The sequence below is a fragment of the Variovorax sp. UMC13 genome (genome assembly GCF_014170375.1).
Classification (GTDB): Bacteria; Pseudomonadota; Gammaproteobacteria; order Burkholderiales; family Burkholderiaceae_C; genus Variovorax.
The window spans coordinates 384,823-409,223 of sequence record NZ_LZZW01000003.1 but is presented as its reverse complement, the minus strand read 5'-3'; the positions used below and the strand labels follow the sequence as shown (position 1 = coordinate 409,223).

General features: G+C 69.5%; 25 protein-coding genes. 11 read left to right on the top strand and 14 right to left on the bottom strand.

Features of this window, described 5'->3' with window-relative positions:
* Positions 1–15 precede the first annotated feature (15 nt).
* Positions 16–951 carry a succinylglutamate desuccinylase/aspartoacylase family protein gene (locus A9977_RS02670; protein WP_183023307.1) on the bottom strand — a complete coding sequence of 312 codons (936 nt, stop codon included), beginning with the start codon at positions 949–951 and terminating at the stop codon, positions 16–18.
* A gap of 182 nt (positions 952–1,133) precedes the next feature.
* On the opposite strand from A9977_RS02670, the gene A9977_RS02665 reads away from it, so the two are divergent.
* A complete protein-coding gene (locus A9977_RS02665; RefSeq protein WP_183023306.1) occupies positions 1,134–1,355 on the top strand; it encodes a hypothetical protein in 222 nt (73 codons plus the stop codon).
* 231 nt (positions 1,356–1,586) lie between these two features.
* Here the strand turns inward: A9977_RS02665 and A9977_RS02660 are convergent, their stop codons facing one another.
* From A9977_RS02660 to A9977_RS02635, 6 genes are all read right to left on the bottom strand, one after another.
* Entirely contained in the window at positions 1,587–2,309 is a 723-nt protein-coding gene (locus tag A9977_RS02660) for an ABC transporter ATP-binding protein (protein ID WP_183023305.1), read from the bottom strand.
* Positions 2,310–2,319: 10 nt separating this feature from the next.
* Complete coding sequence (locus tag A9977_RS02655) at positions 2,320–4,287, bottom strand: ABC transporter permease subunit (RefSeq protein WP_183023304.1); 1,968 nt, start codon at positions 4,285–4,287, stop codon at positions 2,320–2,322.
* Positions 4,288–4,292: 5 nt separating this feature from the next.
* On the bottom strand, positions 4,293–5,168 hold the full coding sequence (locus A9977_RS02650; RefSeq protein ID WP_183023303.1) for a branched-chain amino acid ABC transporter permease: 876 nt from the start codon (positions 5,166–5,168) through the stop codon (positions 4,293–4,295).
* Between the two features lie 102 nt (positions 5,169–5,270).
* Positions 5,271–6,497: an ABC transporter substrate-binding protein gene (locus A9977_RS02645; protein ID WP_183023302.1), complete on the bottom strand. Its 1,227-nt coding sequence runs from the start codon at positions 6,495–6,497 to the stop codon at positions 5,271–5,273.
* Between the two features lie 165 nt (positions 6,498–6,662).
* Positions 6,663–7,619 (bottom strand): ribosome biogenesis GTPase YlqF, encoded by a 957-nt coding sequence (gene ylqF / locus A9977_RS02640; RefSeq protein WP_183023301.1) that lies wholly within the window; start codon positions 7,617–7,619, stop codon positions 6,663–6,665.
* Between the two features lie 90 nt (positions 7,620–7,709).
* Positions 7,710–8,123: a PaaI family thioesterase gene (locus A9977_RS02635; protein WP_183023300.1), complete on the bottom strand. Its 414-nt coding sequence runs from the start codon at positions 8,121–8,123 to the stop codon at positions 7,710–7,712.
* Between the two features lie 207 nt (positions 8,124–8,330).
* Here A9977_RS02635 and A9977_RS02630 point away from each other — a divergent pair, with 207 nt between their 5' ends.
* The 5 genes from A9977_RS02630 (at position 8,331) to A9977_RS02610 (ending at position 12,624) form a co-directional block, all read left to right on the top strand.
* Complete coding sequence (locus A9977_RS02630; RefSeq protein ID WP_183023299.1) at positions 8,331–8,759, top strand: CBS domain-containing protein; 429 nt, start codon at positions 8,331–8,333, stop codon at positions 8,757–8,759.
* Positions 8,760–8,861: 102 nt separating this feature from the next.
* Positions 8,862–9,740 (top strand): LysR family transcriptional regulator, encoded by an 879-nt coding sequence (locus tag A9977_RS02625; protein ID WP_183023298.1) that lies wholly within the window; start codon positions 8,862–8,864, stop codon positions 9,738–9,740.
* A gap of 133 nt (positions 9,741–9,873) precedes the next feature.
* Entirely contained in the window at positions 9,874–10,653 is a 780-nt protein-coding gene (locus A9977_RS02620) for an aldolase (RefSeq protein WP_183023297.1), read from the top strand.
* Positions 10,654–10,669: 16 nt separating this feature from the next.
* Positions 10,670–11,998 carry an MFS transporter gene (locus tag A9977_RS02615; RefSeq protein WP_183023296.1) on the top strand — a complete coding sequence of 443 codons (1,329 nt, stop codon included), beginning with the start codon at positions 10,670–10,672 and terminating at the stop codon, positions 11,996–11,998.
* Complete coding sequence (locus A9977_RS02610; protein WP_183023295.1) at positions 11,995–12,624, top strand: 2-hydroxychromene-2-carboxylate isomerase; 630 nt, start codon at positions 11,995–11,997, stop codon at positions 12,622–12,624. Before A9977_RS02615 ends, A9977_RS02610 begins: the two co-directional genes overlap by 4 nt.
* A gap of 13 nt (positions 12,625–12,637) precedes the next feature.
* On the opposite strand, the gene A9977_RS02605 is transcribed toward A9977_RS02610, so the two are convergent.
* Both A9977_RS02605 and A9977_RS02600 read right to left on the bottom strand, forming a co-directional pair.
* On the bottom strand, positions 12,638–12,883 hold the full coding sequence (locus A9977_RS02605; RefSeq protein ID WP_310936078.1) for a hypothetical protein: 246 nt from the start codon (positions 12,881–12,883) through the stop codon (positions 12,638–12,640).
* A 28-nt stretch (positions 12,884–12,911) separates the two neighbouring features.
* On the bottom strand, positions 12,912–13,097 hold the full coding sequence (locus A9977_RS02600) for a DUF3606 domain-containing protein (protein WP_183023293.1): 186 nt from the start codon (positions 13,095–13,097) through the stop codon (positions 12,912–12,914).
* Between the two features lie 191 nt (positions 13,098–13,288).
* Here A9977_RS02600 and A9977_RS02595 point away from each other — a divergent pair, with 191 nt between their 5' ends.
* A complete protein-coding gene (locus A9977_RS02595; RefSeq protein WP_183023292.1) occupies positions 13,289–13,537 on the top strand; it encodes a hypothetical protein in 249 nt (82 codons plus the stop codon).
* 72 nt (positions 13,538–13,609) lie between these two features.
* On the opposite strand, the gene A9977_RS02590 is transcribed toward A9977_RS02595, so the two are convergent.
* Entirely contained in the window at positions 13,610–14,473 is an 864-nt protein-coding gene (locus A9977_RS02590) for a D-amino acid aminotransferase (RefSeq protein WP_183023291.1), read from the bottom strand.
* A 174-nt stretch (positions 14,474–14,647) separates the two neighbouring features.
* Between A9977_RS02590 and A9977_RS02585 the strand changes: the two genes are divergently transcribed.
* Positions 14,648–16,849: a hypothetical protein gene (locus A9977_RS02585; protein WP_183023290.1), complete on the top strand. Its 2,202-nt coding sequence runs from the start codon at positions 14,648–14,650 to the stop codon at positions 16,847–16,849.
* A 10-nt stretch (positions 16,850–16,859) separates the two neighbouring features.
* Here A9977_RS02585 and A9977_RS02580 read toward each other — a convergent pair whose 3' ends face one another.
* From A9977_RS02580 to A9977_RS02565, 4 genes are all read right to left on the bottom strand, one after another.
* The gene (locus tag A9977_RS02580; protein ID WP_183023289.1) at positions 16,860–17,777 is read right to left on the bottom strand and encodes an SDR family NAD(P)-dependent oxidoreductase; all 918 of its coding nucleotides are present in this window, start codon (positions 17,775–17,777) and stop codon (positions 16,860–16,862) included.
* An 83-nt stretch (positions 17,778–17,860) separates the two neighbouring features.
* On the bottom strand, positions 17,861–18,229 hold the full coding sequence (locus A9977_RS02575; RefSeq protein ID WP_183023368.1) for a response regulator transcription factor: 369 nt from the start codon (positions 18,227–18,229) through the stop codon (positions 17,861–17,863).
* Positions 18,230–18,382: 153 nt separating this feature from the next.
* Positions 18,383–19,939 carry a glutamate--cysteine ligase gene (gene gshA, locus A9977_RS02570; RefSeq protein ID WP_259651767.1) on the bottom strand — a complete coding sequence of 519 codons (1,557 nt, stop codon included), beginning with the start codon at positions 19,937–19,939 and terminating at the stop codon, positions 18,383–18,385.
* Positions 19,940–20,058: 119 nt separating this feature from the next.
* Positions 20,059–20,721, bottom strand: a complete 663-nt coding sequence (locus A9977_RS02565; RefSeq protein WP_183023287.1) for an alpha/beta hydrolase — start codon at positions 20,719–20,721, stop codon at positions 20,059–20,061.
* 89 nt (positions 20,722–20,810) lie between these two features.
* Between A9977_RS02565 and A9977_RS02560 the strand changes: the two genes are divergently transcribed.
* The 3 genes from A9977_RS02560 to A9977_RS02550 all read left to right on the top strand — a co-directional run bounded on the left by A9977_RS02560 (position 20,811) and on the right by A9977_RS02550 (position 24,394).
* Positions 20,811–21,149, top strand: coding sequence for a hypothetical protein (locus tag A9977_RS02560; protein WP_183023286.1), 339 nt, complete (start codon positions 20,811–20,813; stop codon positions 21,147–21,149).
* 258 nt (positions 21,150–21,407) lie between these two features.
* Positions 21,408–22,679 carry a collagen-like triple helix repeat-containing protein gene (locus A9977_RS02555; protein WP_183023285.1) on the top strand — a complete coding sequence of 424 codons (1,272 nt, stop codon included), beginning with the start codon at positions 21,408–21,410 and terminating at the stop codon, positions 22,677–22,679.
* A gap of 11 nt (positions 22,680–22,690) precedes the next feature.
* Positions 22,691–24,394, top strand: coding sequence for a ShlB/FhaC/HecB family hemolysin secretion/activation protein (locus A9977_RS02550; RefSeq protein WP_183023284.1), 1,704 nt, complete (start codon positions 22,691–22,693; stop codon positions 24,392–24,394).
* Positions 24,395–24,401: the final 7 nt, after the last annotated feature.

Genomic DNA, 24,401 nt, shown 5'->3' with positions numbered 1-24,401 from the left:
CTCCGGGCGGCCGCTTTAGATGGGCCGGGTCAGGTAGACCGCTTCGCGGCCCACGATCGGCAGCCGCGTGGGCATGAAGATCGTGCAGTCGTCGCAGGGCGAACGGATTTCCTCGGTGCCGTTCATCGCGATCAGCTCGCCCTCGGCGAAGGTCTCGAAGCCGATCAGCGGCCGGGTGAAGGCGAAGCTGGCGTCCTTCACCATGTGAGTCTGCAGCAGCTCGAAGCGGCGCTGCGGGCCGGGCGCGGGCGCGGCCGGGTCCTTGTCGATCAGGCCGAAGTGCGCGAGGAAGCCCAGCGTCACGGCCGTGGCCAGGTCGGCGGCCGACTGCTTGAAATGTTGGCCGCATTCGACCACCATCGCGGCACCCTTCCCTTCCGCCTCGCCGTGGTGGCCGTACTGGATCAGCGGCGTGCCCGAGCCCAGGCCATTGGGCATCACCAGGTGCACCGGCGGCAGGCCGACGGACAGGGCGACCTCGGCGTTGCGCTCGTAGGCCGGGTAGACCCAGAAGGGCACCACGTCCTGGCTGGTGGAATGGATGTCGAGGATGTAGTCGGCCGCGTCGATCACCGGGCGCAGCTCGCGCGCGCGGCGCAGCTCGGGGCTGTCCTCGCTGCCGTCGAGCAGTTCGGCCGACCAGATGCGGTTGAGGTTGTGGACGATCTGGCGGTTGTCGTAGGGCTTGGCTTCGTCGAAGGCGTTGTAGGCCTCGATGTGCGAGAAGCTCACCGTGAGCGTGCCGATCTTGGGCCGCACGCCGGTGTCGAGCAGGTGGGTCGCGGCCACCATGCCGCAGATTTCGTTGCCGTGCGTCAGCGCATTGATCAGCACGTGCGGGCCGGGCTTGCCCGATTCGAAGCGGTGGACGTAGTCGACGCCGGTGTTGCCTTCGCGGTAGGCCGACAGGTCACGGGGCAGGACTTCGAGCGCGGGTTCAGGAGATGTCATGAAGATGAAAGGAAGTGGTTCGTGCGGGGGGTCGCCAGTTTGCTACACATCGCAACAGCGCGTCGGCCGTGCCCCGCTTGCCGCAGCGCAACACGGCCCCTTCTCCGACACGCGCCGCGCCCGGCCCCGATTCCAATCGGGTGTGGCCTGCGTCCCGCGGGCTCGTCTTTTCGGAGGAACCCATGAGCCAATTCGCAACCATCCGCGGCCACGTCACCTACTCGCCCGGCGACGGCGTGCCGCTGGTCATCCCCGAAGGCACGGTGGTCGAAGTGGTGCTGGCGCCGGACAGCGCCACGCTGAGCTGGGAGGCCGAGAAAGGCGTGGTCGGCCTGACGGCCATCCCGCTGATCCAGTACGAGGAGTATCTCGAGGCCGGGAAGATCGTGCCGAAGGACGCATAGTTCGGGATCGGGTACCGGACGCAGAGGACGCGAAGGTTTCGCGAAGGACGCAAAAAAGAAATACCAAAATTGGTTTCTGCTCGCGCCGCGTTTTTGCAGAGCCATACGACTCTCGAGCGCACAACGCTGCCGAGAAGGCGCGAGGCAAAGTCCAAGATCATTTCCTTGGTCTTCGCTTTCGCGTCCTTCGCGAAACCTTCGCGCGCTTCGCGTACGGCTTTCCGCGTTCCCTCAGTGCCCACCGCCCAGGTAGGCAGCCTTCACCGCCGGATCGCTGCGCAGCTTGTCGGCCGGGCCGTGCAGCGAGATGCGGCCGTTCTCCAGCACGTAGCCGTAGTCGGCCACGCCCAGCGCGGCGGCGGCGAACTGCTCGACCAGCAGCATCGTCACCCCCTCGCTCTTGAGCCGCTCGATGATGCGGAACACCTCCGCCACGAGGATGGGCGCCAGGCCCATCGAGGGCTCGTCGAGCAGCACCACCTCGGGGTTCAGCATCACGGCGCGCGCCATCGCCAGCATCTGCTGCTCGCCGCCCGACAGCGTGCCGGCCAGCTGCATGCGACGCTCCTTGAGCCGCGGGAACAGTTCCAGCGCGCGTTCCAGGTCACCCGCCACGTCGCCGCGCGGCCGGCTGCCGGTGAGCCGCGGGAACGCGCCCAGCGTGAGGTTGTCGGTCACGGTCATGGTCGCGAACACGCGCCGGCCTTCGGGCGAATGGGCCAGGCCGAGCTTGGCGATGTGGTAGCTCTCGAGCCCGTCGATGCGCTTGCCGTTGAGCGTGATCTCGCCCGCAGTGGGCACGATCATTCCCGAGACCGCGCGCATGGTGGTGGTCTTGCCGGCGCCGTTGGAGCCGATCAAGGTCACGACCTTGCCCTTGGGCACCTCGATCGAGATGCCGTGCAGCACCTGCACCTTGCCGTAGCCGGCCGAAAGATTGTGGATGGTCAGCATGGACGGTTCCTCAGGCGGGGTTCGGAGCGGCGTCGGCCTGGCCGCCGAGATAGGCCTCGATGACCTTCTCGTCGGCCTGCACCTCGGCCGGCACGCCCTCGGCGATCTTCTGGCCGAAGTCGAGCACCGAGACCGTGTCGCACATGCTCATCACCACGTCCATGTGGTGCTCGATCAGGATCACGGTGATGCCATGGTCGCGGATCTTGCGGATGATCGCGATCAGCTCCTTGATGTCGGGCGCGGTCAGGCCGGCCGCGGGCTCGTCGAGCAGCAGCAGCTGCGGGTCCAGCGCCAGTGCACGCGCGATCTCGAGCAGGCGCTGCTTGCCGTACGGCAGGTTGCGCGCTTCCTCCACCGCGAACTCCGCCAGGCCGACGAAGCCCAGCAGCGACAGCGCCCGGCTGGCCGCGGCGTCACGCTCGCGCCGGTAGCGCGGCGTGTGCAGCGCCACATCGGCCAGGTTGCTGTCGAAGGTGTGGTGCAGTCCCACCTGCACGTTCTGCAGCGCGGTCATCTCGCCGAACAGCTGCACGTTCTGGAAGGTGCGCGCGATGCCCGACAGCGCGATGTCGGCCGAGGTGCGCCCGACCAGCGAACGGCCCGCGAAGGTCAATGCGCCCGCGGTCGGCACGTAGATGCCGGTGAGCACGTTCATCATCGTGCTCTTGCCCGAACCGTTGGGCCCGATCAGGCCGTGGATGCTGCCGCGGCGGATGCTCAGGTCGACGTTGTTCAGCGCCTTGAGGCCGCCGAACTGCATCAGCACGCCGGCGGCGTTGAGCACCTCTTCGCCGGTCTTGCCCGCCGCCGAAACCGACACCGCATCGGCCGCGCCGGCGCCGCCGGCCGTGACCTCGACCACCGGCGCGGGCCGGCGCATGTTGAAGGCCTTGCGCACGAAGCCGACGATGCCGTCCTGCAGGTAGTACACGACGAACAGCATGATCACGCCGAAGATCGAGAGCCGCCAATCGGTCATGGTCTGCAACCAGAAGGCCAGGCCGGCCAGCGCGATGCTGCCCACCACGGGAATCGCCATCTGCACCGGCGTGGCGCGCTGGCGCTGCACAGCGACCACCGCCGTGATCAACACCAGCACCGCCAGCGCCACCGACACGTAGCGGAACAGCACCACGTCGTCGAGCAGCTTGGGCAGCAGCACGATGATGGCCGCGCCCAGCATCGAGCCGATGCGGCTCTTGCGGCCGCCCATGATCACGGCCAGCAGGAACAGCACCGTGAGCTCGAAGTTGTAGGAGTTGGGCGAGATGTACTGCTCGGAGTACGCATAGAGGCAGCCCGCCAGCCCGGCGAAGCCCGCGCTGATCACGAAGGCGTAGACCTTGTAGCGGTAGACCGACACGCCCATGCAGTCCGAGGCCACCGGGCTGCCGCGCAGCGCCTCGAAGGCGCGGCCCAGGTGGGAGCGCAGGATGCGGTGCACCACGATCAGCGCCAGCACCATCAGCACCACCACCACCCAGTAGAACTCGCGCTCGTCGAGCTTGTGGCCGAACAGCGAGGGCTTCTCGAGCTTGATGCCCATCGGCCCCTCGGTCAGGAAGCTCATCTCGTTGATCAGGATCTGGATGATGGTGCCGAAGGCCAGCGTGACCATCGCCAGGTAGGGCCCCGACACGCGCAGCGCCGGCAGCGCCAGCAGCGCGCCGAAGCCGGCCGTGAGCAGGATCGCGGCCGGCACCGTGACCCAGAAGGGCGCGGCCAGCTTGAACACCAGCACGCCCGCGGTGTACGCCCCCAGCCCGAACAGGCCGGCGTGGCCCAGCGACACCTGGCCGGTGTAGCCGACCACGATGTCGAGCCCGAACAGCACGATCGCGTAGATCATGATGGTCTCGAGCAGGTGGATGTAGTACGGGTTGTCGAAGGCGATGGGGAACAGCAGCAGCGCGACGACGCCCGCGACGGCCAGCAGCAGGTGGCGGGGCTGGAGTTTCTCGGTGTGGACAGCCATCTCGTTCAGACCTTCTTGATGGCGGTCTTGCCGAACAGGCCCTGCGGGCGCACCGCCAGCACGATCAGCAGCAGCACCAGGCCGGGCACGTCCTTGTAACCGGTGCTCAGGTAGAAGCCGGTGGTGGTCTCGGCCACGCCCAGGATGATGCCGCCCACCACGATGCCCATGCCGCTGGTCAGGCCGCCGATGATCGCGACCGCGAAGGCCTTCAGGCCCAGCACCGCGCCCATGGTGGCGCCGGTGAGCGTGAGCGGCGCGATCAGCACGCCGGCGAAGGCGGCCGTCATCGAAGACAGCGCATAGGAGAAGGTGATCACCAGGCCGGTGTTGATGCCCATCAGCTTGGCGGCGTCGCGGTCGTTGAAGGTCGCGACCACGGCCTTGCCGTAGATGGTCTTGCGGTTGAAGAACTCGACCGCCAGCATCATCAGCAGCGCGCCCACCACCACCAGGATCTCCATCGGCAGCACGTTGGCGTTGAGGAACTTGAGCGGCGACTCGGGCAGCGGCGAGGGGAACTTGAGGTCGTCTCGGCCCCAGACGTTCTCGGCCACGTTCTTGAAAATGATGCCCAGCGCGATGGTCGACATGATCCAGCCGAACTCCGACTTGATCTTGATCGCCGGCCGCACGCCGATGCGTTCGACCACGATGCCCTGGAAGGCGCCGAACAGGCAGACGATCGGGATCATCAACCAGTAGTTCACGCCCAGCCCCACCAGCGTGAGGCCGACCAGCGCGCCCAGCATCAGGGCATCGCCCTGGCCGAAGTTCAGCGTGTCGGAGGTGGCGAAGGTCAGCTGGTAGCCGAACGCGATGACGGCATAGATCATGCCCAGCGCGATGCCGCTGAAGATCAGTTGGGTCAGGATTTGCATGCGGAAGCTCTCGCGAGACGCGGCGGAACGCCGACGATCAGGAAAGACGCCGCCGCGGGCAGGACCCGGGGCGGCGCCGGACGGCGCCAAGGCGCCAGGGACTTACTTGATCAGCGCGGCGTTGGCGGCCGGGTCCTTGAGCTGCACCTTGGCGGCGTTCTTCTGGTCTTCCGCATTCGCGTAGACCACGCGGCCGCCCTTGACCTCGCCGAACACCGGGATGTTCGCGGTGATCGCGTCATGGTCGGTCTTGGAGAAGGGCTTGTCGTAGGTCGTGACCACGCCTTCGACCGGCGTCTTCAGGTCCTCGAGCGCGGCCTTGATCTTCGGGCCGTCGGTGCTGCCGGCCTGCTTGATGGCCGCGGCCAGCAGGTAGATCGAGTCGTAGCCCTGCGCCGCCGACACCGGCGAGTCCATGCGGTTGTTCTTGGGCTTGAAGGTCTTCACGAAGTTGTCGATGAAGGCCTTGCGCTTGGGCGTGGTCGGCTCCTGGATGAAGGTCTGCGGCATGCGCGCGCCATCGCCGCCCGGGCCGGCGTTGTCGATGAAGTTGGCCATGGCCAGCGTCCAGCTGCCCACGATCGGCACCTTCCAGCCCAGCTTGGTCATGCCGTTGGCGATCTGCGCCAGTTCGGGCCCGATGCCGTAGGTCAGCACGGCTTCGGCGCCGGCTTCCTTGGCCTTGAGCAGCTGGGCCGTCATGTCGACGTCCTTGATGTTGAACTTCTCGACCGCCACGGCCGTGATGCCCTTGCTCTTGAGCGCCTTCTCCAGGTCCTCGCGGCCCAGCTGGCCGTAGTTGGTGGAGTCGGCCAGGATCGCGACCTTCTTGTAGCCGCGGCGCGTGATGGCCTCCTCCACGATCATCGGCGCCTGGATGCTGTCGTGCGCCGCGTTGCGGAACACGTAGTTCTCGGGCTCCTTCTCGAACTGCTTGGTGATGATCGAGCCGGTCGCCACGTTGTTGAGCACCGGGATCTTGGCTTCCTGGAAGAAGCGCTGCGAGGCCAGCGCCACGCCGGTGTTGATGTAGCCGACTGCGGCCACCACCTTTTCCTTGTTGATGAACTCCTGGGCGATCTGCACGCCGCGTTCGTTCTTGGCCTCGTCGTCGCGCTCGACCAACTGCAGCTGCCGGCCCAGCACGCCGCCGGCCTTGTTGATCTCCTCGGTCGCCAGGCGCACGCCGTCGCGCATGCTGACGCCCATCGACGACGAACCGCCGGTGAAGGGCCCGTCGACACCGATCTTGATCGGGTCGGCGGCAAAGGCGGCGGTCGAGAGGGCAATGGCACTGGCCAGGGCCAGGTGCTTGAAGCGGAACTGCATGTATGTCTCCAATGTTGTCGAAGTACTACGGGACTCAGGTCTCGCGCCGCGCTCGAACGGTCGAGCGGGACTTCAACGAACATAGCCAGAACGTCACCTGTTGCAGAGAGTGACAACCCTAGCGGGCAGCCGCACCGCGCTGGTGCGAGCCGCCCTCCCCCGGGCTCAGTCGGCGCTGGGGGCTGCGGGCGGGCGCCCGCCCTTGCCGGCCCCGCGCGCGGCCTTCTTGGCCTGGCGGTCGGCGTCGAGCTGCTGGCCCTCGGCCAGCCAGACCGCGAACTCCTCGGGCGTTTCCAGCGTGATCCGGCCCAGGCTGCCGTCGCGGAAGGCGTGCATCACGATCTCGGCCGCCTTCTGCACGTTGACCCGCCCCTTGCCCAGCAGCGCGCCGCGCTTGCGGCCGATGGCCTCGAGCAGGTCTTCGTCGGACAGCGCCGCCACCGCGGCGGCATCGAGATCGAGCTTGAAGCGCGCCGCCACCGTGCCTGCATAGCGGCGCTTGACGTAGTCGAGCAGCTCCAGCGCCACCTCCTCCTCGTCGAAGGCATTGCGCCCGACCGCGCCGCTGGCCGCCAGGTTGTAGCCGCTCTTGGCCACGATGATGCGCGGCCACAGCATGCCGGGCGTGTCCCAGAGGTAGAAGTCGTCGGCCAGCGTGATGCGCTGCTCGAGCTTGGTGATGCCGGCCTCGTCGCCGGTCTTGGCCTTGCGGCCGCCGGCCAGCGTGTTGATCAGCGTGGACTTGCCCACGTTCGGGATGCCGCAGATCAGCACCCGCATCGGCTTGGCCATGCCGCCGCGGTTGGGCGACAGCGCATGGCAGGCCTCGACCAGCGCGCGCGCCGGCGTGGCCTGGCTCGCGTCCAGGCCGATGGCACGGGTCTCGGGCAGCGCGTTGTAGTGCGCCAGCCAGAGCGCGGTGCGCTCCGGGTCGGCCAGATCCTGCTTGTTGAGCACCTTGAGCCCCGGCTTGTGGCCGGTGAGCTCGGCCAGCATCGGGTTCGCACTCGAGGCCGGCAGCCGGGCGTCGAGCAGCTCGATCACCACGTCGATGTCCTTGATGCGTTCGCCGATGGCCTTGCGGGTCAGGTGCATGTGGCCGGGAAACCACTGAATGGCCATGGCGCGCTTTTCCTTGTGTCTGCTGATGTGCGGGAGGGCCCGCATTGTCCGCGAAGACGGGGCGCCCCTTCGAAGTGCCCCTTCCGCCCGTCAGCGCGCGGGGGACTCGAGCGGCACCAGGATCGTGTCGCCGGTGGCCACCAGCCGGAGTTCGCCATCCTCGCCCTGCCCGAAAAGCTCGGCCGTGGTGAAGACCTGGCGCCGGCCGGCCTTGACCACCCGTGCGCGCACCACGAAGCGCCGGCCCACGCCGGGCGCGATGCAGTTGACCGAGAAATGCGAGGCCGTGACCTGCCCCGCCACCGTGGCGGCGGCGAAGCCGCAGGCCGTGTCGAGCAGCGCGCCGATCAGGCCCGCATGCAGGAAACCCGCGTACTGCCCCATGTCCTCGGGGCGCCAGTCCATCCGCAATTCGGCTTCACCGGCCTCGGCGCGGACCACCTCGAAGCCGGCCCAGCGGTTGAAGGTGGCGGTGGAACTCAGAGCCTGGAGGGTGTCGCGCATGGTGTCTTTCGGGGGTGTCCGGGCACTGTACGAAGGGGTGCGCCCGGCGCGCGTCGCACCGGTGACGCGGACACGGCGCACAGTTGCATGCGCGACAGCGGCCACGACAAGGCGCGACCGGCTGGTCAACTGCCTCGGTGCACCCCTATGATGGAACGCAGCACGAGCCCACGACGTTTTCGTCCCACCTTGTCTTTCGGAGTGACCATGAAACCTGTTTCTTCCTTGCTCCAGCGCCGCGCCGACGGCCTCTACCACACCGAGCCCGATGCCACCGTCTTCGACGCCCTCCATGTGCTGGCCCGCCACGAGGTCGGCGCGCTGGTCGTGATGCAGGGCGACAAGCTGGTCGGCGTGTTCTCCGAACGCGACTACACCCGCAAGGTCGCGCTGCTCGGCAAGAACTCCAAGGAAGTGCGCGTGGCCGAGATCATGACGGCCAACGTGTTCACCGTGACGCCGCAGACGCCCACCCACGACTGCATGGCGCTGATGAGCCAGAAGCGCATCCGCCACCTGCCGGTGGTCGACGGCGAGAAGGTGGTCGGCATGCTGTCGATCCGCGACCTGATGGACGACATCATCGCGGACCACGAGCAGACCATCGAGCAGCTGACAAGCTACATCCAGAGCTGAGCCGCGGGTCGCGCCCGGTCGATGGCCGGCGGCTTCGGTGGCCCGGCTCCGCGCGCAGGCGCTAGAGTGCGCGCTCGGCCGCCTTGCCGCAACTCCGGGCCCATGGACACCTTCGACCGCCAACTTCGCTACTTCCTGCGCATCGCGCAGCTGGGCTCGCTGTCGCGCGCCGCCGACGAACTCGACCAGACCCAGTCGGGCCTGAGCCGACAGCTGGCCGCGCTCGAGGCCCATGTGGGCAAGCCGCTGTTCACCCGCACCGGCCGGGGCGTGGAACTCACGGCCGCGGGGCGGCAGTTGCAGGAACAGACCGCCGGCGCCTTCGACACCATCGACCGCACGCTCGACACGCTGCGCGTGCGCGAGGGCATCACGCAGGGCACGGTGCGGCTCGCGGTGGTGCACACGCTGAGCTACTACTTCATGAGCGACGTGGTGTCGCGCTTCGTGAGCCAGCACGAGAGCGTCAACCTGTCGCTGATGGGCCGTAGTTCGCCCGACGTGGTGGACCTGGTCGAGAGCGGCAAGGCCGATGCCGGCTTCGTCTACGACGCGGCTGTCGCCTCCGCGAGCCTGGTGTGCCGGCCGCTGTTCGACGATGACATGTGCCTGATCGTGCAGGAGGCCAGCCCGGTCGAGGGACCGGTCGACCTCACGGCGCAGAGCCCGAAACTCGTCGGCTTCCCTTCGCACTACATGCTGCGGCGCATGGTCCACAGCGCGGGCATCACGCCCCACTTCACGGCCGAGGCGGAGACGGTGGACGCCATCCTCAAGCTGGTGTCCTCGGGCGTGGGCGCCTGCATCCTGCCCGGCCGGATCCCCGACAAGCTGCTGGTCGACTACCGGCTGCGCAAGGTGGCGATCGCGCGGCCGGTGCTGCGCCGGCGCGTGGTGGTGATCACCAAGGCCGACAAGACCCTTCCGCCCATCGTCGAGCGGCTCATCGACACGGCCATGGACATCGCCGCCACGCTCTGAGCCGCCGCGCCCGCATAGGAGCTATGCAGGCTGCTTCATGGCTCGAACGCGGGCCGATCCAGATACTTTCCGACGCTGGACGGCAGGGGTGATCGGCCCCTGCTGTCGCCAGCAGAAGAACCTGGTGACCCCCATGAGAGACACGCTGCGAAGCAAGGAATATTTCGACGAGCGCGCCACGCGCGAGATGGCGCTGCACATGCCACAGGCGCCCCGCGACATGAAGGAGACGCTGGCCGCGGCCTGCCGCATCCTGGCCATGACCGGGCAGGAGGCAGGCCTCGCGGGCCAGATCAGCGCGCGCTCCGAGCGACCCGACGCCTACTGGACCCTGCGCTTCGGCCTGGGTTTCGACGAGGCCACGCCCGACGACTTCATCGAGGTCGACCAGGACCTGAACACGCTCACGGGCCAGGGCATGCCCAACCCCGCGACCCGCTTCCACCTCTGGATCTACCGCGCCCGGCAGGACGTGAACGCCATCGTCCACACCCACTCGCCCTGGGCCTCGGCGCTGGCGGCCGCGCGCCAGCCGCTGGTGATCGCACAGATGGACATGACGCCGCTGCACGACGACTGCGCCTTCCTCGCCGACTGGCCTGGCGTGCCGATCGCCGACCAGGAAGGCGTGATCATCTCCGAGGCGCTGGGCGCGAAGCGCGCCATCGTGCTCGCGCACCACGGCTACCTGACGGCCGGCTGCTCGACCGAGGAAGCCACCTACCTGTCGGTCTACCTCGAGCGCGCCGCGCGCATGCAGCTGCGCGCGCAGGCCGCGTTCGGGCCGCTGACACCGGTCGACGACGCACTGGCGCGCGAAGCGCACGACTACCTGCTCAAGCCCTCGATCGTGAACGGCACCTTCGACTACTGGTGCCGCCAGACGCGCCGGCTCGAGGCGCAGCAGCGCTGATCCGGAAGCCACCACCATGAACACACAAGCTCCCGCCACCGGCCGCAGCCACATCACCGCGGGCCTGGCCAGCATGATGGGCACCACCATCGAGTGGTACGACTTCTTCCTCTACGGCACCGCCGCCGCGCTGATCTTCAACAAGATCTTCTTCCCCGCCTTCGACCCTGTCGTGGGCACCATGGCCGCCTTCGCCACCTACTCGGTGGGCTTCTTCGCGCGCCCGCTGGGCGGCATCGTCTTCGGCCACTTCGGCGACAAGGTGGGCCGCAAGTCGATGCTGCTCATCACGCTGCTGCTGATGGGCGTGCCCACCATCCTGATCGGGCTGATCCCCTCCTACGACCAGATCGGCTACTGGGCCGCGGTGCTGCTGGTGGCGATGCGCTTCCTGCAGGGCATCGCGGTGGGCGGCGAATGGGGCGGCGCGGTGCTGATGGCCGTCGAGCACGCACCGGCCGGCCAGAAAGGCTTCTTCGGCAGCCTGCCGCAGGTCGGCGTGGCGCCGGGCCTGATCCTGTCCTCGCTCGCGATGGGCGCGGTCGCCAAGCTGCCCGAGGCCGACATGCTGTCCTGGGGCTGGCGCATCCCCTTCCTGGCCAGCGTGCTGCTGCTGGCCGTCGGCTGGTTCATCCGCGTGAAGGTGGCCGAGTCGCCCGACTTCAAGGGCATGGAGGACACGGGCCGGAAGGTGAAGCTCCCCGTGGCCGAGGTGCTGAAGAAGTACCCGCGCGAGACCCTGACCGTGATCGGGGCGCGGCTGGCCGAGGTCACGTGGTTCTACACCACCGTCACCTTCGCGCTGGCCTATGCGACCGGCACCCTGGGCATCGCGCGCAGCGTGATGCTCGACGCCACCATCTGGGGCGCCACCGCGGCCCTGGTGTCGATGCCCCTCGCGGGCTGGCTGGGCGACAGGATCGGCCACAAGTGGGTCTTCATGCTGGGCACCCTCGGCATCGTGGCCTGTGCGCCGCTGTTCTTCCACTTCCTGCACCTGCGCGAGACCTTCTGGGTCAACGCCGCGCTGGTGGTGTCCATCGGCCTGGTCTATGCGCTGCTCTACGGCCCCGAAGGCAGCCTGTTCTCGGGCCAGTTCCCGCCGGAGGTCCGCTACACCGGCATCTCGCTGGCGGTGCAGGTCTCGGGCGCGATCGGCGGCGGCCTGGCGCCCATCGTCGCGATCTGGCTCCTGAGCAAGGGCAATGGCGATCCGCGCTACGTGGTCTGGTACCTGAGCCTGCTGGGCGCGGTCGCCTGCTTCAGTGCCTGGAAGATGCATGGGGATGCGAAGTTCAACACCCTGCCGGTGGTGCCGCGCGCACCGAAAGCGAGCCACCCATGAGCCCCACGATCGACTGCTACTTCTGGATGAACTCGGACTGGGCCTACCTCGGCGCCGATCGCCTCGAGGCCCTGGCCGCGCGCCAGGGTGTCGCGGTGCGCTACCTGCCGATCGACCTGCCCGCGGTGTACGCGCGCACCGGGGGCGTGCTGCTGGGCCAGCGGTCGCCCGAGCGCCAGGCCTACCGCGTGGCGGAACTCCGGCGCTGGTGCCGGCGGCTCGGCCTCCACGTGAACCCCGCGCCCCGCTTCATGTGCCCCGATGCGGGGCTGGCCTCGCGCATCGTGATCGCGGCCGACCAGGGCGGAGCGCCGGTGGCCCGCCTCTACAAGGCGGTCCTGGAGGCCGAATGGTGCGACGAGGAAGACATCTCCGACCCTTCGACGCTGCGGCGCATCCTGCTCGCGCAGGGCCTGCCTGCGGACGCCTTGCTGCGCCAGGCCGACAGCGCGAAGACGAGGACAAGCTACCAGCGCTACACCGACGAGGCGGTGCGCGCCGGGGTGTTCGGCTCGCCCTCGTATCTGTGGAACGGTGAACTCTTCTGGGGGCAGGACCGGCTCGACTTCCTGGAAGAGGCGGTGCAGGCGGATGGCCTGCGCGAGGCCGGGCCACCTGCGACCTGAGCCACGCTCCGCCTCACTTCAGAACGCCGAACCCGAAGCCGAAGGTGGTGCCCTTCTTCGCCGACGCGGGCGCGCGCTCCGGCTCGCGCGGGCCCGCCTCTAGGTCCTCGATCAGCCCCTGCAGGGCCAGCAGACCGTTCGCCATGGCCTTGGCATAGCCTTTGGACGGCCGCGCGGCACGCGAGAGCGGCGCCCATTCGACACCCTGCTCCAGCAGCACCCAGAAGAAGGCGCCGGGCTTCGGCTCCTCGACCGTCACGGCAAGAGCACGCAGGCCGCCTGGCACCTCAACGCTCCGGCAATCCGAGATAGGCGCGCACGTCCTTGCTCATCACACCGGCCGCGGCGACCGCCGAACGCAGTTTCGCCTCCGTCACCCCGAGACTTCGTGTCCAGTAGCGAAGCTCGTGCTCCTCGTTGAGGTTGACCCGGGCGGCATCTGCCGGTCCTCGAATGCTCTTGTCGTCTGCCATGGTGTCGTTCTCCGTTGGGAGCGCAGACATTGCGACCGGCGACGCCCGTGGCGAGCCAGCGAAACATGGCAAGGCACGTCGGACAACGCCCGGCTGCCGGCCCTCACCGTCCCCGCCGGCTTTTCCCGTTCGATCGTAGGACGGTGGCGACTGTGCGCGGCGGTACATCCGGGCGATTGCAGAATCCTCGCATGATCGAGCCCACCCAACTGCCCGACCCGGAACTGAGCCGCCTTGCGACGGAGTGGCGCAGCCGGGCGCTGCACGGCGATCCCGGGGCGCGCGGCATCGCCCACGAACTCGAGAGCGAACTGCGCCGGCGCAACGGCGCCCGGTTTCCGGCTTTCGACACCCTCGACATGCGCTCGCTGGAGAGCCGGCAGAAGCGGCCGCTGCAGTGGCGGTTCTGGCGGCGTTCCGAAGGCGACGCCGCCCGATGAGCCAAGCCCGGGCCTCGCGAACGAGGCGTGGGCCCGACCTTTCCGCGGCGGAAGCGCAGTGCCCCTTGCCGGCTAGATCGACTGTGCCGCCTTCGCCTGCTGGTACGCCGCATGCAGGCGCGCGAACACCGGTCCCGGCGCGCCGTTGCCGATCGGGCGGCCGTCGAGCGCGGTGACCGGCAGCACTTCCTTGCTGGCCGAACTCAGCAGCAGTTCGTCGGCCTCGCGCACCTCGGCTTCGGAGATCGGCCGCAGGTCGAACACGATGCCCTCGGCCTCGCACAGTTCGCGGATCAGCTCGTAGCGGATGCCCTCGAGCACATGCACGCTCTTGGGTGCGCCATGCACCACGCCGTCCTTCACCACCCACACGTTGGACGACGAGGCCTCGGTCAGCAGGCCGTCGCGCAGCAGCACGGTCTCGACCGCTTCAGCGTCGACCGAGATCTGCCGCGCCAGCACGTTGCCCAGCAGCGAGGTGCTCTTGATGTCGGCCCGCTCCCAGCGGAAGTCGCGCGCCGTGACGCAGGCCACGCCGGCCTTCAGCACGGCGGCGCTCGGCGCCTTCATCGCGCTGGACATCATGAAGACCGTGGGCACGATGCCGGCCGGCATCGCATGGTCGCGCGGCGCCACGCCGCGGGTGACCTGGATGTAGACCATCTGGTCGTCGGCCGCATGCGCCGCGATCAGGTGGCGGCAGCGCGCCAGCCATTCGTCGGTCGTCAGCGGCTGCGGGATGCGAACACTCGCCAGGCTGCGCTCGAGGCGCGCCATGTGCTGCGCGAAACGGAACAGCTTGCGGCCGTAGACCGGCACCACCTCGTAGATGCCGTCGCCGAAGATGAAGCCACGGTCGAGCACGGAAACCTTCGCCTCGGCGACGGGCGAATACTCGCCATTGAGATAGCACAGGGTGTCGGGAAGAACGGACATGCGGAGCGAGCAGCGAAGAGGAAGTGAAAGGGTCGCGGCCATTGTCGCCGCTGTGCCGACGGCCTGCCAGAGCAGCGCGCACCCCGAGGCGGCCCTCTCGCCTACGCGGCCCCTCGCGGCACGCGGCGACACTCGATGCATCCCTTGCACCGAAGAAAGAAAGCGTCCCGATCGATGGTTCCTGACGAAGCACACACTTGGCAGTTCTTCCGCGCCGGCGGCGTGGACCAGGTCCTGATCCGCAACGGCACCGACATCGCGCGCATCGGCCAGCTCGACCAGAAGCTCTGGGTCGCGCTGGCCTGCCCCGCCAGCGGCATCGAGATCGACCCGCGCACGCTGGCCCTGATCGACACCGACAGCGACGGCCGCATCCGCCCGCCCGAGCTGATCGCGGCCTGCGAATGGGCCTGCAGGCACCTCAAGGACCCGGACGTGTTGATGCAGGGCGGCGACACGCTCGCGCTCGATGCCATCGCCGATGCCGAGGGCGAAGCGGTGCCGCTGGCCGAAGAGGCCCGGCGCATCCTGCAGTTGCGCGGCAAGGAAGGCGCCGACCGGATCGCTCTGGCCGACGTGACAGATCGCAGCGAACTGCTGGCCGCGATGCGCTTCAACGGCGACGGCGTGGTGCCGCCCGAGAGCACCGACGACGAGGCGCTGCAGACCCTGCTGCGCCGCATCATGAAGACCCACGGCGCCGCGCGTGACCGCAAGGGCCTGGACGGCGTGGACCGCAAACGTGCCGAGACCTTCTTCGCCGAGGCAAAGGCGCTGCACGACTGGCAGTCGGGCGAGGGCAAGGACGGCGCCGACGGCACCGCGATGCTCGCCGCCGCGCAGGCCGTGGGCGCACTGCGCGAGAAGGTCGACGACTTCTTCGCGCGCTGCCGCGTCGCGGCCTACGACCCGCGCGCAGTGCCGGCCCTCAACCCCTCGCTCGAGGACTATGAGACGCTGGCTGCCCAGCCCGATCTGCGAACGCAATCGGACGGCATCGCTCGGCTGCCACTGGCACCGATCGCAGCCGGCCGCACGCTGCCGCTGCTGCGCGGCGTGAACCCGGCCTGGGCCGAGGCGCTGCGCACGCTGCAGCGCGATGCCCTGCCGCTGCTGGCGGCGGATGCGGACGCCGCCGAGCGGCAGGAAATCGGCGAAGCGGACTGGCGCGCGCTGCAGGAACGGCTCGCGTCCTGCCAGCGCTGGCTCGCGGCGCGTCCCGCCACGCAGCTCGGCGGGTTGAGTGCCACCGAACTGGCCGACAGCCTGGCGCTGCAGGGGCCGCTGATGCAGCTGATCGAGGACGACGAACGCGTCGAGCCGCACAACGCACGCATCGCCGAGCTCGAGAAGCTGCTGCGCTTCCAGCGTGACCTGCTCACGCTGGTCAACAACTTCGTGGCCTTCAAGGACTTCTACCGCCGCGAAGGCGCGATCTTCCAGGCCGGGCGGCTCTACCTCGACGGCCGCAGCTGCGACCTCAGCGTGGCCGTGGCCGACGCGGCCAAGCATGCGCCGCTGGCCGGTCTGGCCAAGGCCTGCCTGGCCTATTGCGTGTGCACGCGCAAGGGCGAGAAGATGACCGTGGTGTCGGCCTTCACCGCCGGCGACACCGACTTCCTGTTCGTCGGCCGCAACGGCGTGTTCTACGACCGCCAGGGGCGCGACTGGGACGCCACCATCACCAAGGTGATCGAGAACCCGACCAGCGTGGCACAGGCCTTCTTCTCGCCCTACAAGAAGTTCCTGCGCATGATCGAGGAGCAGGTGGCCAAGCGCGCGGCGGCCAGCGACACGGTGGCGCAAGGCTCGCTCGGTTCGCTGGCCTCCACGATCACCACGGCCGACAAGAGCCTGGCGGCGGGCGCGAAGCCGCCCGAACCGGTCAAGTTGCCGGGCCGCGTCGACGTGGGCACGGTGGCGGCCATCGGCGTGGCGCTGGGCAGCATCAGCGCGGTGCTGGTCGCGGTGTTCAGCAAGTTCGTCGACCTGGGTCAGTGGATCCCGATCGCGGTGCTGGGCCTGGTGCTCGCCATCTCGGGCCCGAGCATGCTGATCGCCTGGCTCAAGCTGCGCCAGCGCAGCCTGGGCCCGATCCTGGACGCCAGCGGGTGGGCGATCAATGGCCGCATGCACGTCAACGTACGGCTGGGCGGCTCGCTGTCGCAGACCGCGCACCTGCCGGCGCATGCCAGCCGCGTGCTGCGCGATCCGTACGCCGAACGGCATCGGATGACCGGCGCGGTGGCGACCTTGGTGGCGGTCTGCGCGCTGCTGGTGCTGGCCTGGCGCATGGACTGGCTCGACGGCCGGTTGCCGCCGGCCCTGCAGCGCAACCCGGCCGCGGTGTCGGCGCCCGCGCCGCCGGGCGCCTGACGGGTCGGCCTCAGCGGGCCGTGGCCCGCGTCGCCTTCTCGATCTCGAGCGTGCCCTGGGCCGCGCCGCTCTGCGGAACCTGTTCGCCCTCGCGCGCCGTGACTTCCGCCAGCCGCGCCGCGAGTTGCTCGGGCGCATCGGCGCCCGGCGCGACGAACACACCCTGCGTGAGGGTGATGTGGGCCGCCTCAAAGCCGCCCGCACCCGCGCACAGCACGGTGCGGTTGGGCGCGTCCTGCGCGGCCAGCACCAGCATCGCGGGTACCACGGCCTCGGGCTGCAGCGCGTCGAGCACGGCCTGCGGCATCAGGTCCTCCGTCATGCGGGTGGCCGCGGTGGGGGCCAGGCAGTTGACGCGGATGTCGCTCTTGGCACCTTCGATGCTCAGGGTCTGCATCAGCCCGACCAGCGCCATCTTGGCCGCGCCGTAGTTGCTCTGGCCGAAATTGCCGTAGAGGCCCGAGGACGAGGTGGTCATCACGATGCGGCCGTACTTCTGCGCCGTCATGTGTGGCCAGACGGCCTTGGTGCAGTGGACCGCGCCCATCAGGTGCACGTCGACCACCAGCCTGAAGTCGGCCAGTTCCATCTTGGCGAAGCTCTTGTCGCGCAGGATACCGGCGTTGTTGACCAGCACGTCGACCCGTCCCCAGGCATCGATCGCCTGCTGGGCCATGGCCTGCACGGCCTCGTAGTCGGTGACCGAGGCGCCATTGGCGAGGGCCTCGCCACCCGCGGCGACGATCTCGTCGACCACGGCCTGTGCCGCGCTCACCGAACCGCCGGAGCCGTCGCGTGCGCCGCCCAGGTCGTTGACCAGCACCTTGGCGCCGCGCGCCGCCAATGCCAATGCATGCTGGCGCCCCAGGCCACCGCCCGCGCCGGTGACGATGGCGACGCGGCCCTTGAAGTCGATCGAACTGTTCATCTCTTTGCCTGCTTCATGAATTCTTCGGAGCCAAGGTTGTACCTCAAGCCCGAAGCCCTGGGCAGCACGGACGGGACAGCGTCTCAGCGCACGGCGGCGCAGTAGGCCACCAGCTGGTCGATCTCGGCGGACTTGTCGAAGAAGGCATCGGCGCCGAGCCGGCGCGAACGTTCGCGCATGTCGGCCGTGGCGTAGTTGCTCAACACCACCACTTTCTGGTGCGACGCGCGGCCGCGGCAGGCATCGACCACGCCGAAGCCGTTGCCCTCTTCCAGGAACAAATCGACGATCGCCACATCCCACCCGTCGCGGTGGCTGCGCAGCCAGCTCACGGCCTCCTTCTCGGTGCTCGCGTGCGCCACCACCGTGGTATCGGCAATGTCCTCCAGAAAACCCACGAGGTTCTCGCGGATCACTGGGTTGTCTTCGACCAGATAGGTCTTGAAGGGCATGAGGGAATAGGTCACTGGAATGCTGCGGCTCAGAAGAATCTCTGAGACCCATGATCGCGCCGCATCGGCTGCAGGCGGTGAGCCATGCAGGCCAATGCGGGTAGTCCGATGCCTACGGGGTCCGTGCGCCGCCGGCGCGGGCCGGGTCGGCGTTCAGGCCGTGACCGTGCTGCGCGCGCGCTCGCCCAGGCCCAGTCGCGCCGGCGACACATACTGCTGCCGATAGACCTCGAAGGGCATGGTGTCGGCCGCCTCGATGTCCTTCTGCGCGCCGATCGAGTCGGCGCTCTCCTGCGCGAAGCGCGCCTGGTCCTCGGGCGCGAAAGGCTGGGTGAGCAGCGCCTGGCGCGTGGCCTCGGACTGCGCCCGCACGAAGGAGGTGAAGGAGTTGCCGTGCTCGGCCGCCATGGCCGCGAGCACGCGCGCCGAAGGCAGGCTGTGGGGATCGCGCAGGCCGTTGAGGGCCGCGTGCACCGCATCGGCATAGGCCGAGCCCCCGTGGGCCGCATCGAGGGCCGCGGCGATGGGCGCGCACTGCGCGACCAGCTCGGCCCCCCATTCGGTCAGCGCCACCTCCTGGCCGCCGCGCAGCAGCTGCAGGCCGGGCTCGCGACCGCGGGCGGCCGTCAGGTGCTGGTTGTGCGCCAGTTCGGTGATCTCTTGCGGCGTGTCGTCGGGGCTGTCAGACAGCAGGCAGTGCAGCAGGAACACGTCGAGGAAGCGGATGGTCTGGGCCGTGATGCCGACCGGCACGAAGGGGTCGAGGTCCATCAGCCGCACTTCGACGTATTCGACGCCGCGCTCGCGCAGCGCATGCAGCGGGCGCTCGCCCGGGTAGATCACGCGCTTGGGACGGATCGTGCCGTAGAACTCGTTCTCGATCTGCAGCAGCGTGGTGCCCAGCTGGTTGTAGTCGCCGCCGGGGTTCTGGATGCCGATGGTTTCGTAGGCCGGCCAGGGCCGCGTGAGCGCGTCCTGTAGCGAGGCACCGTAGCCCTCGAGGCTGTTGTAGCTGACCTTCAACGACGCCTGCGCCTCGCTCTGGTAGCCGAGCCGGCCCATGCGCAGCGAGGTGCCGAAGGGCATGTGCATGCTGCCGTCGCCCAGCGGCCTGAGTTCGTGCGGACGGTTGGCGACGAAGGTCGAACACAGCGCGGGCGAGGCGCCGAACAGGTACAGCAGCAGGAAGGCGTGGCGGCGGAAGTTGCGGATCAGCCCGAAGTACTGCTCGCTCGACACCTCGGGCAGCGACCAGTTGTAGTGGATGCCCGAGATGGTCTGCATGCGCCGGCCGTAGCGGTGGCTCAGGCCCATGCGGTAGACGCTCTTGGCACGCCCGACGTTCGAGCTGCCGTAGCGCCCGATGGGAATGGTCTCGTCGGTCGGCAGGCCGCAGGGCATGCTCGACACCCACATGCGCTCGTCGCCCAGCTCGTTGAGCACGCGGTAGGTGAACTGGTGCACCTGCGTGAGTTCCTCCAGCGCGGCCTCGACGCCGGCGTGCACGCCGGTGATCAGCTCCAGCTGCGATTCGCTGAAGTCGGTGGTGATGTGCGGATGCGTGAGCGCCGACCCCAACGCGGAGGGGTGCGGCGTGAGCGCCAGCTGTCCATCCGCGCGCGCGCGCAGGCTTTCCTTCTCGATGCCGCGCCGCATGCCCTTGAGCCGCGCGGGCGAGAGCGCGTCCAGTCGCTCCTGCAATTTGCTCATGTTCTTATCACTCATCCGTCTTTGGTGGGGCTGGAAGGTAGCACTTCTCGGTACAGGCTGCTCGCACGGGGAATCCGCCGGGCATTCGGCCGTGGCAACCCGCGATCCCGCTTTTTTTGCTAGGCCAGCACGCGTAGCAGGAAAGCGTTGAGGTCGGCGATCTCTTCCATGCAGACCGAGTGCGCCATCGGATAGTCGTGCCATTCCACCGCATAGCCCAGATCCTTGAGCGCCTCGCGCGTCTCGGCGGCCCGCGGCAGCACGACCACGCCGTCCTGCGTGCCGTGCGCCAGGAACACCGGCGTGTGCTGGTTGGCCGGCGCGCGTTCGGCCGCCAGCGTCGAGGCCAGCGGCAGGTAGCCCGAGAGGCCGACGATGCCGGCCAGGCGCTCGCCGTGGCGCAGGCCGGTCATGAGCGCCATCGCGCAGCCCTGCGAGAAGCCGGCCAGCACGATCCGGCTGGCGGGGATGCCGCGCGCCTTCTCGTGGGCGATCAGCGCCTCGATGCTGTCGCGCGAACGGCGCAGGCCGGGCTCGTCCTCGCGGCGCACCAGGTCGGGCTGGAAGATGTCGTACCAGGCGGGCATCGGATAGCCGCCATTGACCGTCACCGGCATCACCGGCGCGTTGGGGAACACGAAGCGCACCGGGCCGACGGCCGACAGGTCGAGCTCGCGCGCGATCGGCACGAAGTCGTTGCCGTCGGCGCCCAGCCCGTGCATCACGATGACGGTGGCGGTGGGTTCGGGGGCGGTTTCGATTTCGATGGGCGCGAGCGACATGACGGGTTCGGAATGAGTGACAGGCCGACACGATAGCGCACGCAGGCGGCCTACCCTGTGCGCACACCCCACGAACCCCGAAAGCCGCCATGTCCGATGCCCCCACCTCCCTGCCTCCGGCCGCCGACGCCGAGCCCTTCGTCAAGCCCAAGTTCGGCGGCCTGCTGACGGTCTGCGGCGATTGCCAGCGGCGCAGCAGCGGCCCGACCCGCCACACGGCCAAGGAATTGCGCAGCGAACTCAGAAAGGCCGTGGGCCACGCGCCGGTGCGCTGGCGCGTGGTCGAGTGCAGCTGCCTGGGCCTGTGCCCGAAGAAGGCCACCGCCGTGGCCGCCTGCGCCAACGGCGCACCGCCGCTGCTCGCCGCGGTGCGCAAGCGGCGCGACGTGGCGGCCGTGGCGCAGCGGTTGCGCGACGGCACGCGCTGAGCCCGTGCCCACCCGGGTGGGCCGTTAAATCCTTGGTTCTAACACCGAGCGACTGTGCCGCGCTCTGTGCGTTCCTTCACGAAAAAAACCGTCTACAAAAAGTCACAAGTTGCTCTTGAATGTCACACGGACGAAACGCCAGCGCACATTGAAGGCTGTGTGTCGAGCGGCCGCTTCCCGGGGCCCTGGCACACGTCGAGGCGCCTTCGCCGCGCAGCCCGCGGCAGGCCGGTTTCACGTCCACTTCAGGAGTCACACATGACTGTTTCTTTCCAACCGCGATTTCAATCGCTCGTGGGCGTTGCGGCGGTGGCCGCGGCGCTGGCCCTGCTCGGTGGCTGCTCTTCCAGCGGCCGCATGGGTTTCGATGCTGGCGGCGCGTCCGGCTCCGCCCAGCCCGGTGGTGCCGGCAGCGGCGGCGGTGACAGCGCCAATGCCGGCGGCGGCGGTGCGGGCAATGGCGGCGGCGGCAACAACAATGGCGGCGGGGGTGGCGGCAATGGCGGCGGCAACCCCGTCGCGTCTTCGGCCACCGGCCAGGTGATCGGCGGCGTCGGCCAGACCGTGACCGGCGCGGGCACCGTGGTCTCGAGCCTCGGCCAGACCACGCCGGCCGCCGGCGTGCTGGCCAATGCCGGCAACACGGTCGGCAGCGCCGGCACCGCGGTGAGCGGCGGCCTGGGCCAGCTGGGCACCGGCAAGGACGCGCTGGGCAACACGCTGGGCGGCCTGCCGCTGGTGGTGGACAACACCGGCAAGACGGTGTCCAGCGCCGGTGAACTGGTCAGCAGCATCGGCAAGACCACGCCGCTGCAGCCAGTGACGAACGCGGCCGGCGGCCTGGTCGACAAGGTCGGCGACGGCGTCAGCGGCCTGGCGACCCCGCTGGCCGGCGTCACCAACAACGGCGCGGTGCGCAAGGTCACCGGCGGCGCGACGCAGGCGGTCGACCGCATCGACGACAAGCTGGTCACGCTGACCCAGAAGGTCGGCGACGGCACCGGCCTGGGCCTGCCCGTGGCCGGCCTGGCCAACCAGGTGGGCATGGGCGTGCAGCAGGCCGGCGCGGGCACCCCGCTGGCCGCCGTCACGCAACCGCTGGGCGGCACGGTGGGCTCGGTCGGCGGCCTGGTGACGGCGGGCAACGGTGCGGGCACCGGCCTGGGTGGCCTGGCTGCGGGCGTGGGCCTGGGCGGCGGCGTGGCGCTGGCCAGCAACGGCAGCGGGATTTCCGCGGGTGCCGGCGTGGGCGCCGGGCTGGGCGTGAGCGCGCCCCTCAATGCCGTCGCCCCGCTCACGACCCCGGTGTTGCAGGCGGCAGCCCCCCTGACGGCGCCGGTGCTGCAGGCCACGGCGCCCTTGACCGCGCCCGTGCTGGCGGCGGTCGCGCCTTTGACCGGCGCGGTCACGGCACCGCTGACCGGCGGCAGCACGCAGGCATCCGCCGGCAGCACCGTCGGCGGCGTGGTCCAGAACGTCGTGGGCGGCGTGACCGGCGTCGTCGGCGGCCTGGGCCTGAAGAAGAACTGAAGCCGATGCGGATGCGCCCTCCTCCTGTCGCAAGGACCGGCCTGGCCGGCCTAGCGCTCGCGCTGGCCGGCGCGGCACCGCTGCTCCATGCGCAGACGCCCTCGGCCGGCAACCCCCTGAGCCAGCTGCCGGCGCCGGCGCCCATCCCGCAACCGGCGGCCGTCGCGCCGCAGGTGGAACTGCGCGCGCCGGCCGGGCCGAGCGGCAGCGCGCTCGACCGGGCGCTCACCCCCACGCGCTTCGACATCGAGGGCGTCGACGCGCTGGCCTTCGCCGACGTGGCGCGCCGCTTCACGGCGCTGGTGGGGCGCCCGACGACGGTGGGCCAGCTGGTCGCGATCGCGAACGAACTCAGCACCCTCTACAAGGACAGCGGCCTGCCGCTGTCCTTCGTCTACGTGCCCGACCAGCGTTTCGAGGGTGGCGTGGTCCGCATCGTCGCGGTCGAGGGCTACATCGCCAGCGTGCGCATCGAGGGCGATGCCGGCCCGGCCACGCCCAAGTTGCGCGCCATGGCCGAGCGCCTGACCCAGGAGCGGCCGCTGCGCCTCGCGACCTTCGAGCGCGTCACGCAGCTGCTGGCCCGGCTGCCGGGGCTGCGCGTGAGCGCCGAGGCCTCGATGCCCGGCAGCACCGACGGCGCCACCGCGCTGGTGCTGAAGGTCCAGCGCGAACCCTACAACGTCTCGGTGGGCGCCGACCTGCGCCAGCCGACCTCGCGCGCCGTGTTGAGCGGCGTGTGGAACGACCCGCTGCTGCCCGGCAGCCAGATCAACGCCTCGACCCTGCTGGGCGACCTGCGGCGCGAGAAGCTGCTCACGCTGGGCTACAGCCAGCTGGTGGGCACCGACGGCCTGACGCTCAAGGCCCAGGCCACGGCCTACAACGGCTACCCCGACAAGCGGGCCCAGGAAGGCGCGCCGCTCGAACGCTACAACACCAACCGCCGCGTCGAGCTGTCGGCCAGCTATCCGCTGATGCTCAGTGCGCGCAGCAGCCTCACGCTCAACGGCGGCTTCTACGGCGTCGACAACACCGACGACTACCGCGTGCCCGCTACCGGCCTCCGGCTGGTCGACCAGGCCCGCGTGCGCGCCCTGTTCGCCCAGCTGGCCTATGCCGACGCGCAGCCCGATCGCAGCCGCAGCGCCAGCCTGCTGCTGGCCCGCGGCATCGACGGCTTGGGCGCCTCGACCGAACTGCGCAGCAACGTGCCCGGCCTGTCGGGCCCGGGCACCAGCAAGCTCGACTTCACCCGGCTCACGCTCGATGCGAGCCAGCGCGACCGCTTTGCCAACCGCTGGGGCACCGCCTTCGGCCTGGGCGCCCAGTACAGCCCGGATTCGCTGGCGGCCTCGGAACGCATCGCCTTCGGCGGCGCGCGCTTCGGCCGCGGCTATGCGGCGGGCGACGGCGGAGGCGATTCGGGCTGGGGCCTGTCGGCCGAACTCAACCGCGCCTTCCCACTCGACATGGTCTGGCTGCGGCAGGTCGAGCCCTACCTGCTGCTCGAGGCCGCGCACGTGTCGACGAAGCTCGGCCAGCCCGTGCCCCGGAGCCTGCGCTCGGTGGCGCTCGGCGTGCGGCTCACCGATGCAAAGCACTACAACCTCGACCTCGCGGTCGCCAAGCCCACGGGCGACCCGGCCGTGGACAACCCCGAACGCAAGCTGCGCCTGAGCGTGCAGCTCAGCTACCAGCTCGCGGCGCCCTGAGGCGGCG